Annotated in this window: 10 protein-coding genes; 4 read left to right on the forward strand and 6 right to left on the reverse strand. The window is 69.1% G+C overall.

Annotation, left to right across the window (positions count from 1 at the left end):
• Positions 1-31: 31 nt before the first annotated feature.
• The 4 genes from ABIC50_RS24560 to ABIC50_RS24575 form a co-directional block, all read right to left on the reverse strand.
• Complete coding sequence (locus ABIC50_RS24560; RefSeq protein WP_354167399.1) at positions 32-2,332, reverse strand: ATP-dependent DNA helicase; 2,301 nt, start codon at positions 2,330-2,332, stop codon at positions 32-34.
• Complete coding sequence (locus tag ABIC50_RS24565) at positions 2,329-4,023, reverse strand: VRR-NUC domain-containing protein (protein WP_354167402.1); 1,695 nt, start codon at positions 4,021-4,023, stop codon at positions 2,329-2,331. Before ABIC50_RS24565 ends, ABIC50_RS24560 begins: the two co-directional genes overlap by 4 nt.
• A gap of 105 nt (positions 4,024-4,128) precedes the next feature.
• Positions 4,129-5,007 (reverse strand): MipA/OmpV family protein, encoded by an 879-nt coding sequence (locus ABIC50_RS24570; RefSeq protein ID WP_354167406.1) that lies wholly within the window; start codon positions 5,005-5,007, stop codon positions 4,129-4,131.
• Between the two features lie 207 nt (positions 5,008-5,214).
• Positions 5,215-5,526 (reverse strand): ATP-binding protein, encoded by a 312-nt coding sequence (locus tag ABIC50_RS24575; RefSeq protein ID WP_006750981.1) that lies wholly within the window; start codon positions 5,524-5,526, stop codon positions 5,215-5,217.
• A gap of 573 nt (positions 5,527-6,099) precedes the next feature.
• Between ABIC50_RS24575 and ABIC50_RS24580 the strand changes: the two genes are divergently transcribed.
• The 3 genes from ABIC50_RS24580 (at position 6,100) to ABIC50_RS24590 (ending at position 7,686) form a co-directional block, all read left to right on the forward strand.
• Entirely contained in the window at positions 6,100-6,348 is a 249-nt protein-coding gene (locus tag ABIC50_RS24580) for a hypothetical protein (RefSeq protein WP_354167408.1), read from the forward strand.
• Between the two features lie 341 nt (positions 6,349-6,689).
• Positions 6,690-7,121, forward strand: coding sequence for a CBS domain-containing protein (locus tag ABIC50_RS24585; RefSeq protein ID WP_006750985.1), 432 nt, complete (start codon positions 6,690-6,692; stop codon positions 7,119-7,121).
• Positions 7,122-7,188: 67 nt separating this feature from the next.
• Complete coding sequence (locus ABIC50_RS24590; RefSeq protein WP_011658803.1) at positions 7,189-7,686, forward strand: PRC-barrel domain-containing protein; 498 nt, start codon at positions 7,189-7,191, stop codon at positions 7,684-7,686.
• Positions 7,687-7,714: 28 nt separating this feature from the next.
• Here the strand turns inward: ABIC50_RS24590 and ABIC50_RS24595 are convergent, their stop codons facing one another.
• Entirely contained in the window at positions 7,715-8,359 is a 645-nt protein-coding gene (locus ABIC50_RS24595; RefSeq protein ID WP_354167411.1) for a DUF4142 domain-containing protein, read from the reverse strand.
• A gap of 125 nt (positions 8,360-8,484) precedes the next feature.
• The gene (locus tag ABIC50_RS24600; RefSeq protein WP_354167414.1) at positions 8,485-10,479 is read right to left on the reverse strand and encodes a PAS domain-containing hybrid sensor histidine kinase/response regulator; all 1,995 of its coding nucleotides are present in this window, start codon (positions 10,477-10,479) and stop codon (positions 8,485-8,487) included.
• Positions 10,480-10,852: 373 nt separating this feature from the next.
• Between ABIC50_RS24600 and ABIC50_RS24605 the strand changes: the two genes are divergently transcribed.
• On the forward strand, positions 10,853-11,890 hold the full coding sequence (locus tag ABIC50_RS24605; RefSeq protein ID WP_354167417.1) for a sigma-54 interaction domain-containing protein: 1,038 nt from the start codon (positions 10,853-10,855) through the stop codon (positions 11,888-11,890).
• The last annotated feature ends 13 nt before the right edge of the window (positions 11,891-11,903 follow it).

The following is an 11,903-nucleotide window of genomic DNA, read 5'->3' on the forward strand; positions in this document are numbered from 1 at the left end:
AAGCGAGCCCGCCGTACGTTCGCCCTGACGGTCACCCGATCCGCCACCAGCGCGGCAGCAGATCGCGCACCTCCCGCCGCCGGTAACGATCGTCGATCAGGTGCACGACGCCCTCGTCGTGCTCGGTGCGGATCACGCGCCCGGCCGCCTGCACGACCTTCTGCAGGCCCGGATACAGATACATGTAGTCGTAGCCGTTGCCGAAACGCGCCTCCATCGCGCGCCGCATCTGTTCATTGACGTCGTTGACCTGCGGGAGTCCGAGCGTCGCGATGAACGCGCCGATCAGCCGCTCGCCGACGAGATCCACACCTTCCGAGAACGCACCGCCCAGCACCGCGAAGCCGACACCGCGCCCGCCCGCGTCGAAGCGCGCCAGAAACGCGTCGCGCTCGCTTTCGGCCATGCCGGGCGCCTGGGCCCACACGGGCACGTCCGGATGGCGCGTCTGCATCAACGCGACGACGCGGCCGAGATAGTCGAAGCTGCTGAGAAAACCGAGGTAGTTGCCGGGCCGCGTTGCGTACTGCGCGGCGATCAGGTCCGCGATCGGCTCGAGCGAACGGTCGCGGTCGCGCCATCGGGTCGACACATGGCTCGCGACGCGCACGGTCAGTTGCTCGGCGCGAAACGGCCCGTCGACGTCGAGCCACCCCGTGTCGGCCGGCAGCCCAAGCGTGTCGCGATAGAAATGAAACGGACTCAGCGTGCCGGAAAACAGCACGGTCGCGCGCGCGGCTTCGTAGCGCGGCGCGAGAAAGGCGGCCGGAATCACGTTGCGCACGCACAGCGTCGACTGGATGCGGCGCTGGCGCCCGGCCGACGCGACGCCGTCGAGCCCCGACTGGCGCGGCAGCGGCTCGCCGTGCAGCGTCGCGTCGAAGATCGACGCGCTGTCGAACGCATCGGCGAGCACACCGAACTGGATCGCCTCGAAATGAAACCGCAGCAGCGCGTCGTCGTTCGCGCGCGGCGCATCGGTCAGGTGTTCTCCGATCGCCGCGACGAGGTTCTGCACGGCCGACACGATCGGGCCCGGAATCTCCGGATAAGCGGCATAGCGCTCGGCCTGTGCGCGATTGACCGTGCCCCATGCGCGCGCGAGCCGGTCGAACGCCTTGCGCAGCGCCGCCGGCGCCGCCTCGCGCGCGGCCGCGAACGCGAACGGGTCGAGCGACGCGCTGTACATCCTGCGGGCGCGGTCGAGCAGGTTGTGCGCCTCGTCGACGAGCACGCCGACACGCCACTGGTTCTGCTGCGCGAGCGTATGCAGCATCGCGCTGCCGTCGTAGTAGTAGTTGTAGTCGCCGATCACCATGTCCGACCAGCGCGCCAGCTCCTGCGACAGGTAATACGGACAGACGTCGTGCGCGAGCGCAGCCTCGCGCACGGTGGCGCGATCGAGCAGCCCGGCGCCGATCGCCGCGTCGCGCGCGGCTGGCAGCCGGTCGTAGAAGCCTTGCGCGAGCGGACACGATTCGCCGTGACACGCGCGGTCCGGATGCTCGCACGCCTTGTCGCGCGCGACGAGCTCCAGCACGCGCAGCGGCAGCGCCGGCGTACCGGCGCCGAGCGTCGTCGCCGCCTCGAGCGCGAGCGCGCGGCCGGGCGTCTTCGCGGTCAGGAAGAACACGTGATCGAGCTCGCCCTCGCCGCACGCCTTCAGCAGCGGGAAGACCGTGCCGAGCGTCTTGCCGATGCCGGTCGGCGCCTGCGCCATCAGGCAGTGTTCGTCGCGCGCGGCCCGATAGACGGACACCGCCAGCTCGCGCTGACCGCTGCGGAATTGCCCGTGCGGAAACGCCAGCGCACGGAGCGCCGCATCGCGGGCCGCGCGATGCGCGGTCTCGCGCTCGGCCCAGCCGACGAAGCACGCGCACTGCTCGATAAAGAACGCGGCGAGCACGTCGGCGCTCAGCGTTTCCGTCAGCACGGTCTCGCGCTCGGACACGATGTCGAAATACACGAGCGCGACGTTGATTTCCGCGAGGCCGCGTGCGTCGCACATCAGGTGCGCATAGACCTTCGCCTGCGCCCAGTGCAGCGCGCGGTGATTGGCCGGCATCGCATCGAGGCTGCCGCGGTAGGTCTTGATCTCCTCGAGCCGGTTCGCGACCGGATCGTAACCGTCCGCGCGTCCGCGCACGGTCAGCGTGCCCCACGTGCCGGTCAGCGCGATCTCGGTTTCGTAGCGCGCGCCGCGCTTCGACGTGACCGCGCCATGACCGGCGATGCCTTCGAGTGCGGTCGGCGCGGGCGTGAAGCGCAGGTCGAGATCGCCGCGTCGCGCGGTGAACTCGCACATGGCCCGCACGGCGACGACATAGCTCATGCGGACAACCCCGCCGCCTCGGCCTGCGTGACGTCGGCGCCCGCCCATTCGACGTCGACGACACGCACCGGAATCCCGTGCGCGACGCAGTACGCGAGCCAGCGCGTCTGGTTGTCCTGCAGGCGGTCGCCGGGGCCCTTCACTTCGATCAGCTCGTAGCGCCGCTCGCCGGGCCAGAACCGCACGAGGTCGGGCAGCCCCGAACGGTTGCTGCGGATGTCCGCGAGCAGGCGCGTGAACCACAGCCGCAGGTGCTCGGGCGGCAGGCAGGCCAGCGCGTCGTCGAGCAGCTCGTCGGTCAGCACGCCCCAGAACACGAACGGCGATTGCAGCCCCGCTTTCGTCGCATGGTGGCGGCGGATCGTGTCACGGTACGCGCCCGAGTCGAGCTGCGCGAAACAGGCGGCGAACGCGTCCGTGCGGCGCACCGCGAAATCGGGCGCGTGCAGGTCGGCCGGGCCGCGCTGGAACGGGTGAAAGAACGCGCCGGGCACGGCCGCGAACACGGGCTCCCAGCACAGCAGCCCGAACAGCGAATTGATCAGCGTGTTCTCGACGTAATGAACCGGCGCGTGGGGCTGCGCAAGATGGTCGCGCACCGCGAATTCGACGCTGACGAACGCTTCCGGACGCGCAAGCACGAGCGTTTCGCGCGGCACGTCGTGCGCGCGGCCTGTGCGTTCGACTCGCTGCCCGAGACGCCGCTGCAGGCGCGGCAGCATCCGCTCGACGCGCTGGCGTTCCTCGTCACTTTCGAAACCGCCGCGCGCGTCGAGCGCCAGCGCGAGTGCGTCGTCATCGCGTCCGCAGCGTTCGAGCACGCGGATGCGCCGATGCCGGCTGCCCGGCCACGCGCTGCGCGCATACGCGTCGAGCGCGGCGTCCCAGTCGGCGCGCCGCTCGCACGCTTGCCCGAGCGAGAACAGCAGCTTCGAGCGGCGGGTCGCAAGCCACGGCTGCGCGCAGCCAACCGCGTCGATCGCGTGCAGCAGGTCGTCGAAGGGGAAGTCCTCCGGCCAGGCGTCGAGGGCTTCGCGGCAGGTCTGCAGCGCGAGATACGCATCGACGTCGGCGCGCTGCTGGAACGCGCGCGACGACGGCGCGAACGGCACGCTCTCGTACTGGAACACGCCGAGATCGGCGAGCACGAATTCGCTCCAGTCCTGATGGAGATTGCCGAAGAACATCAGCCGCAGCCGGTCGCACAGCGCGCCGACCGTCACGCGCAGCACGCAATCGTCGGCCTGCGGGCACCACGCGTCGAGCGGCTGCGCGACGTCGTGCACGAGCCGCAGCCGTTCGAGCCAGTCGGGCTTGCGCTCGCCCGCGTGCGCGGCGAGCGACGGGAACGTCTTCAGCAGATCGGCCTTGGTCGACAGCGCGAACAGCTCGTCGAGCGTGAGCGCAGGCGCCGGGTCGATCCAGCCGAGTGCGACGAGCGGCGCGGCTGCGTCGAGCGTGCTGCCGATTTCGTCGTACACGAGCTTGCTCGCCCGGAAGTCGGAGCCGGTGCGCATCAGCATCCGCACGAGCAACGCGCGCGACGCTTTCGGCAGTTGCGCGAACTGCCGCAGAAACGCGTGTTCGTGCGCGTCGAGGAGGTCGTCGTAACGCTCGCCGAGCCAGGCCAGCGCGCGTTCGAAATTGGTCAGGTAGTAAAACGCCGGAGGCGTCGGCGATGCAGGCGTCACGGGGATCGATCACTGTACGTTTGTACAGGTACCAATCATATCAAATGTGACGACAAATGCCGCACGCCGATGCGCCGCCCGGCCGTCCGGCCGACGCCCATCCGGTCAGAACTGGTAATTCACCGACATGTCGAACACGCCATTCGTCGACTGCTGCGTGATCGGGCTGCGCCTTGCGCGGCCGACGAGCTGCTCGATCGCGCCGTCCACCGTGACGAACCAGTGCTTGTTGACGAACCAGACCATCGTCATGCCGGCGCCGAACGACTTCATCCCCGCACCCGGCGAATAGGTCCGCAGCCCCGAACGCGCGGACGCCCCCTGATTCACGCCGAACCAGCCGTTCATGTAGCGCGAATCGGCGAACGACACGGTCGGGCCGGCGAACCAGAAGAAGTGTTCGTTGCTGCCCGGCATCGGCATGTACGCGGAGAAATCGCCGACCCAGCCGTTTGAGCCGCCGATACTGCGCCGGACATCCGCGCGCAGCACGAGCGGGAACTCCTTCGAGATCACGTAATCGGCCGCGAGCTTCATTACCGGCGCCGCGTTGATGTTGTCGAGCCCGTTCAGGTGGTCGAGATCGTCGGCCGAGCGGCGCCCGAGGTCATAGCCGACCGACAGGCTCACGCGCCAGTTGGGCCCGCGCAGCACGTTCGCGCCGAGCCCGTCGCCCGTCGACAGGAAGAACAGGTCGCGATAGCGCACGTCGAAATTCGGGCCGCCCATCACGCGGTAGCGGTCGGAACCCGCGTAGCGCGGCTGCAGCGTCATCGCCGCGCCCACGCTGACCTGCCATGTGGGAACGGTCGGATTGAACAGCTTCTGCAGCGGCACCCCCGCCGAGTATTGCCATTCGCCGAGCGGCGATGGTGTCTGGGCCGACGCGTCGCGGGCGCCGGCGGCCGCGAGCGCGGCGAAGACCGACAGGCCGGACACGAACCGGCGGGTGGCGGGTGACAACAACGGGCGAGCAACGGTCATCAAGGCGGTCTCCGTCGGTTGCGCGAAACGAACCTGCAGGAAAGCGCGTCGCGCTTGTCCAGCTGCCAGGGCAGGCAACTGACAGCGCGAACGTAGCGTGCGCTGAATTAACGAACATCCTACGCGAGCCGCAGCGAACCCGCAAAGCGCCCGTTGAGCACGGGCACTTTGCCGGGTTCCGGCACGAGCAGGCGGATGGTTGCGGAATCAGAAACGCTCGACGTGGTAGTCGCCGGCGAGCGCGGCCGGGCTGCGCTTGGACATCATGCGCGAGAACCCATCGGCGAGCCGCCCGAGCGCGAGCTGCTTCTGGCTCGCGTCCCAGTGCGTGTAGGTGTCGTAGGCGGAATCGTCGAACGACACGGTGACGGCGACCGGGCGGCCGCTGGCGCGAAAACCGATATGCAGTACGCCGCCCGGCAACTCCTCGATGTGATAGCGCAACGAGCGCGACTCGAAATAGCGGCCCAGCACCTGGGCGATCGCGCGCTTGTCCGGCGATTGCACGTGAATGTCCATGATGGTCCTCCTTTCAGTAATCGCGCGGCCGGCCGCGTTACGCTGCGTCCGTCCGGCATCCGCATCGGTGGCGGCTGCGACGGCGGATCGCCATGCGGCGGCCCGAAGGGCACGGGCGGATCGACCGGATCGTCGTGCTCGGGCCGCGTCGGGTCGGGATCGACGTCGGGTGTCGGTTCGGGGCGGTGCAGCATGGATGGCGTGTTCATGTCACTCCTGCGCGGCGGCTCGCGCGTGTCGATTGGCGCGGCGACCGTACGCAAGCAGCGTGCCCGCACATCGTTGCCGACACGCGCGGCGTCATCCAGCGTAAGCTCAATCACCAGCGACACGATGCGCCCTTCGGCGGCGAGCTTCACCGCGAGCGCGAACGGATCGCACGCTACGCATCGTGCGACCAGCGTCCCGCCGCCGCGCGCTCGCCGGCTCCGCGTAGGCTGCATGGTTCAACCAGCGGCGAGCGGCCGACGTGTCTACTACTCCGTCCGGCTCAATGAGCCGCGAGCGTCATGCCGCCCCACCCCGCACGGGTACGGCGCTTGCGCTTTTCGTTACGTGTAAGGAGGTTCGATCATGACCGCTCATGCCCCCGGCCGCCGCGATGCCGTGTCCCCGGCTGCCGGCCTAGTCTCGCTCGCCGCGTCTCGCAAACCGTCCAATGACAAGACGGAGAAGCGCATCGACGAAGGGCTCGAGGAGAGTTTCCCGGCCAGCGATCCGCCCGCCGTCGGCGGCGCGACCCGTATCGACCCCGCGAAGCCGTCCGGCCCGCGCGAACGTCGCGCGCCCGACGCCCCACCACCGCCCCGCGATCACGGCTGACGGCGGCACCCCGGCCCCACCCTGCGCCACAGCGTAGCCCGGAGCCGGCATAACCGGAGTGAAGTGATGAACCGCATCGAACGTGCATGGAATGAAGTCAGCGGCGCCGCGGGCGTCGCGGCACTGGCCGCGATCGAGAGCGCAGTGGTGCTCGCCATCGTCGTGATGACGGGGGTCGGCCACTGATCATCGGTTGCGCGCCGGCCGCGGCCATCGTCGTGGAAGATGTACAAGCTGGCTGGCAAATTTCTCCGTGGCCCGGGCGCGCTGCCCGCACGGGTGCCGATTGAACGCGGCACGCGTTCTGCTTCCGGTTCGTCTCGCTCACGAAGGAGGCGTTCATGTATCGCGTCAACGAGATCATGTCGCGCGACGTAGTGTGCGTCGCGCCGACCGACACGATTCGCCATGCGGCCCAATTGATGCAGCGCTTCGACATCGGCGTGCTGCCGGTCTGCGACGGCAACGAACTCGTCGCGGTCGTGACGGACCGCGACCTCGCGGTGCGGGCACTGTCGCACGGGCATTCGCCCGACACGCCCGTGAAGGCCGTCGCCTCCGGGCCCGTGCAGTGGTGTGTCGAGGACGACGGCGTCGGCGATGTCCAGCAACGAATGGCCGACCTGCAACTGCACCGGATGCCGGTGCTCGATGCCAAGCACCAGATCGTCGGCATCGTGTCGCTGGGCGACATCGCGACGCGCGCGGGCGGCCCGGCCCGCGACGAGCTGGCGAACACGCTCGAGGACGTATCCCTGCCGCGCCGCCGCTAATGCGGCCGGCCCTTCCCTGCGCGGCTGCGAGCCACTGCGCCGCGCCGCTTCGACCAGGAGAAAAGCGATGACAACGGACAGACCTTCGCCCACGCATGCGCGCATCGTCGGCGACAGCGGCCGTTCGGCCGGGGGGCCGGGGCCGGACGTGATGGCCGCCGGCACGCTGGAAGGCGATCACGTCCTGACGATCGACGGCGACGACATCGGCAAGGTCACGAACATCATGCTCGATGTCCGCTCCGGGCGGATCGCCTACGCGGTCGTGTCGTCGGGCGGCTTTCTCGGGATCGGCGGCAAACTGCTGGCGGTGCCGTGGAATGTGCTGACGCTCGATGCCGAGCGGCACTGCTTCGTGCTGGCCGTGTCGACCGAGCGCGTGCGCGAAGCCCCAGGCTTCGACAAGGACCACTGGCCGACGATGGCCGATTCGATCTGGGCCGAGGCGCTGCACACGTACTACGGTGCGTCGCCGTACTGGCTGATCGAGGAAGGCGAAACGCCGCTCGACGCGCCGCCTTACGAGGCGTCGCCGGGCGGCCCGGAAAGCGGCACGCGGCACTGAGCGACGCGCTACGGGTTGGCCGCGCGGATCAGTGCGCGGCCGCGATCGAATTCTCGAGCTGGCGCGCGGCGTTCAGGTGCGCCTTCAGCGTCGGCAGCGAGCCGGCCGCGAACGCGCGAATCTGCGGGTCGCGCCCATTGCGCGCTTCGGCTTCGTACAGCTTGATCGCCGCCTCGTGCGCGTTCGGCCCCACCAGCGCGACATAACTCTTGTCGAATGCGTGGCCGTTCTTGGTTCGCAGCGCCGTCACCTCGGGATCGACGACCATGCGCGCCTGCACGGGCACGCCCTTTTGCGCGCCGAGGCGTCGCAGCTGCGTGGCCATATGGTCATGATCGTCGATCATCCGCCGCGCGAAGGCCTTCACGTGCGGATTCGACGACCGATCGAGCGCGAGTTCGCTGGCCTGCGACGCCGTCTTGCCGATGATGCCGGCCTTGTCGACGAATTCGGCGTCGATGCCGCTCGGCCGCCGCGTCATCTCCGCTTCGTCGGGGGTCTCGCCCGGACGAACGACGCCCGGCGCGACATGAATGGACGATGCCGGCGGCGCCTGCGCATGCACCGGCGTCAATGCCGGCGCGCCGAGCACCGCGAGCATCGCCGATACCAGCATGCACGCGGTGGCGCCAAGCACGACGCCTTGGTGCGGGTTACTGTCGTTCATGTTCATCCGGACCTCCGGATTCGTCGACGGATCGGCCTCGCCGAACGCTGCGGCCCATCCGTCATGCGGGACGATGCGCGGAAATGAAGAAATCGGTCCACGCACCGTCGCTCGATGCACCCTCGATGCGCTCAGTGGCGCCGCCCGGTGCCGCCCGTCGCGTCGGCGGGTGATACGTCGACGATCACGCTGGCCAGCGTCGGAACGTCGACCGGCTTGCACAGATACGCGTCGAAGCCGGCGGCCATCACGCGGCTGCGGTCCGCCGTGCCCGCATGCGCGGTCACCGCGACGACGGGCAGGCGCCCGCCGCCGTCCGGCAAGTCGCGAATGTGGTCGAGCAGCCAGAAGCCGTCACCGTCCGGCATCGCGAGATCGGACAGCACGACGCTCGGGTGCTGCTGCGCGACCACGTCGAGCGCGTCGTGTCCCGATTGCGCGGTCGACACCTCGGCGCCCAGCGTTTCGAGCGCGGCCGCGAGGCTGGCGCGCGATGTCGCGTCGTCGTCGACCACCAGCACGCGGCGGCCGTCGAGCGCGACCGCCGTCGACGCTCCGCTCGGCCGTACCGGATGGCCGGTCGTCGTATCGTCGGCACCCAGATCCGCCGGCAGCATGACGGTCACGGTCGTGCCGCGCCCGGCGCCCTCACTCGCCGCCGACACCTCGCCGCCGTGCAGCCGCGCGATGTTGCGCACGATCGACAGCCCAAGCCCGAGGCCGCGTTTCGGCAATGCGGGCGCGCCTTCCGGCCGGCTGAACGTATCGAACAGATGCGGCAGGCGTTCCGCGGAAATACCTTGCCCCGTATCGGCGACCGACAGCCGCACGCGCGCGCCGGCCGGGTTCAACGACACCTTGATGCGCCCGCCCGGCGGCGTGAACTTGATCGCATTCGACAACAGGTTCGACAGCAACTGGCGCAGGCGCTCGGCGTCCGCGGCGATCACGCAGCTGGGCATCGCGCACTCGGTCGACAGCTCGAGGCCGTTCGCCTGCGCGGTCTCGCCGATTTCGCGCACGGCCTCCTGCACGATGCGCACGAGATCGACCGGCGTGCGTTCGAGCCGCACCCGGCCCGTGGCGAGCGATGACGCGTCGAGCAGGTCGCCGACCATCCGCGACAGCGATCGCGCGCTGCGATCGATCGCGTCGATCGCCTGATGCGCGAAGCCCTGCCCCTCGCCGCTGCGCAGCACCTCGACCCAGCCGTAGATCACGTTCAGCGGCGTGCGCAGTTCATGCGATACGGTGGCCAGCAACTCGTCCTTCATCCGGTTCGACTCGTCGGCCTGCACGCGCGCGTCGCGCGCGCCGCGCAACATGCGCAGATCGCGCTGCTCGCAGCGGCGGCGTTCGCGCGCCTCGCGCAGCGTCATCGACAGGCCGGTGCAATTGCCTTGCGCGTCGACGATCGGCGACGCCGTGAAGGTCGCCCGAAAGCGGCTGCCGTCGCGGCGCACGCACAGAATGTCGAGCGGGCCGGCCGGCGCGCCCGCGTCCGCGAACGATGCGGGAACCGGATGCAAGCGCAGCCAGCGCGGCGCGATCAGCATCGTGACGTCGTGCCCGATCGCCGCGGTCGCATCGATGCCGAAGAGGCGCCGCGCGGCCGGGTTCCAGCTCGTGATGCGCCGCGCGACATCGACGCCGACGATCGCGTCGGGCGATGCATCAACCACGCGGCGCAGCACTGTGTCGTCGACCGAGCGCGCGAGGGTTCCAGGTTCAGGTTCGCGGCGCGGCGAGCGCGCGCCGTCCTCTTCCGCATCCTCGGCGCCGCGCAGCCGGTCGCTGGCGAGCAGCGGCTTGACGGCCATCACGAGCACGCACTCGACGAAGCTGATCGCGACGAACGCACCGGCCTGGGAGAGGAGATCGGGCAGCGGCGCATTGCGCCACCACAAGGTGCCGATCACGGCGAGGCTCACCGCGCTCGCGGCGACGCCGCCGGCAAACGACGTCAGCCAGGCTGCAGCCGCGACACCGGCGTAGAAAGGCAGCGGCGCGAACGGTTCGTGCATGCCGATGACGTGAATCGCCCACGCCTGCAGCACAGCCGCCACCCCGACGGCCAGCACGACCCATATACCCTGCCGAAACAGCTCACGGGTAAAGGTCCTCATCGTTTCCCTGCATCGCACCGGCAACCGTCGCTCGACGGCATGCTGACTCGGCGGTCGGCATCCGTCACGCGTGCCGGGCGAGCTACCTGGCGCAGCAACACGCATGCCTGATTGCGAGGTGGCGCGCCGTCACCGCGTAATCCGCGTAAGGCCCGACTGTCGTGGCGCTCGGCCTTGTGCGGCCTTTGGTCATGCCCAACGCGCACTTGCAAGTGCCTTTCGCTTTTTCATTCAGCAGGTGTAAAAAGGCACCAATGGCGTGCGCGAGTCCACATACCGGCATCGCGATGCTGCAATCGCCTATTTCTTCCGGTATCGCGCCGGACATTGGAAATTTCTATGTCGGGGCACCTTTTGGTCCGTTTCGCTGTCGATGATAAATATTGCAACGAGGAAAACGGGCGATGCCGATTTTCAAAACGGCTCGCTGACGCCTATGGCTGAAACCGCAAACCGTCCGAAGCAACGCGCCGATGCACGCCAGCTGTCCGGCCGCTCCGCGGTGATGCGCACGTTGCTCGACCGTATCGAGAAAATCGCGCCGACCCGCGCGAGCGTGATGATTGCCGGCGAAAGCGGGGTCGGCAAGGACATCGTCGCGCGGCGGCTGCACGACCTGAGCGCGCGCCGCGACGGGCCGTTCGTCCCCGTCAACTGCGGCGCGATTCCGGCCGACATCGCCGAAGCGCAATTGTTCGGCCACGAGAAAGGGAGTTTCACCGGTGCGATCGCGCAGCGCGAGGGGTTCTTCGAAGCCGCGTGCGGCGGCACGCTGCTCCTCGACGAAATCGCGGAAATGCCCGCGGCGCTGCAGGTGAAACTGCTCCGGGCGCTCGAATCGAACACGATCGTGCGCGTCGGCGGCACCGAGTCGATTCCGCTCGACGTGCGCATCGTGTCGGCGACTCGCCACAACCCGGCCGATGCCGTGCGGGACGGCCGGCTGCGCGAGGATCTGTTCTATCGGCTCGCCGCGTTCGCACTGTATGTGCCGCCACTGCGCCAGCGCAACGGCGACGTCGAGGCGATCGCGCACGAGTTCGTCGACGCGCTCAACGAGCGGCACCGCTCGCACAAGCAGCTGACCGATGCCGCGATCGCCGCGCTGCGCGCGTATTCATGGCCCGGCAACGTGCGCGAGCTGCACAACACGATCGAGCGCGCGTACATCCTCGCCGACGACGGCATCGACGTCGCGCTGCCGAAGCCGACGCTGCTGCCCGATCAAACATCGGACGACGCGATGGCGCTGCCGCTCGGCGCGACCCTTCACTACGCGCAGCAGCGCTTCATCGCGGCCACGCTCGACCACTTCGACGGCAACAAGCCGCAAGCGGCGAAAGCGCTCGGCATCAGCTTGAAGACGCTCTACAACCGGCTTGCGCTGATGCGCGACGGCGGCCCCGCCTGAGCGTCGCCGCGCG

The organism is Burkholderia sp. 567, assembly GCF_040545115.1.
In the GTDB taxonomy this organism is placed as follows: Bacteria; Pseudomonadota; Gammaproteobacteria; order Burkholderiales; family Burkholderiaceae; genus Burkholderia; species Burkholderia ambifaria.

What these genes read in the sequence shown, in the direction of transcription:
- ABIC50_RS24600 (WP_354167414.1), bottom strand. Translation starts at nt 10,479, where the DNA reads ATGAGGACCTTTACCCGTGAGCTGTTTCGGCAGGGTATATGGGTCGTG.
- ABIC50_RS24580 (WP_354167408.1), top strand. Translation starts at nt 6,100, where the DNA reads ATGACCGCTCATGCCCCCGGCCGCCGCGATGCCGTGTCCCCGGCTGCC.
- ABIC50_RS24595 (WP_354167411.1), bottom strand. Translation starts at nt 8,359, where the DNA reads ATGAACATGAACGACAGTAACCCGCACCAAGGCGTCGTGCTTGGCGCC.
- ABIC50_RS24570 (WP_354167406.1), bottom strand. Translation starts at nt 5,007, where the DNA reads ATGACCGTTGCTCGCCCGTTGTTGTCACCCGCCACCCGCCGGTTCGTG.
- ABIC50_RS24560 (WP_354167399.1), bottom strand. Translation starts at nt 2,332, where the DNA reads ATGAGCTATGTCGTCGCCGTGCGGGCCATGTGCGAGTTCACCGCGCGA.
- ABIC50_RS24590 (WP_011658803.1), top strand. Translation starts at nt 7,189, where the DNA reads ATGACAACGGACAGACCTTCGCCCACGCATGCGCGCATCGTCGGCGAC.
- ABIC50_RS24575 (WP_006750981.1), bottom strand. Translation starts at nt 5,526, where the DNA reads ATGGACATTCACGTGCAATCGCCGGACAAGCGCGCGATCGCCCAGGTG.
- ABIC50_RS24585 (WP_006750985.1), top strand. Translation starts at nt 6,690, where the DNA reads ATGTATCGCGTCAACGAGATCATGTCGCGCGACGTAGTGTGCGTCGCG.
- ABIC50_RS24605 (WP_354167417.1), top strand. Translation starts at nt 10,853, where the DNA reads ATGATAAATATTGCAACGAGGAAAACGGGCGATGCCGATTTTCAAAAC.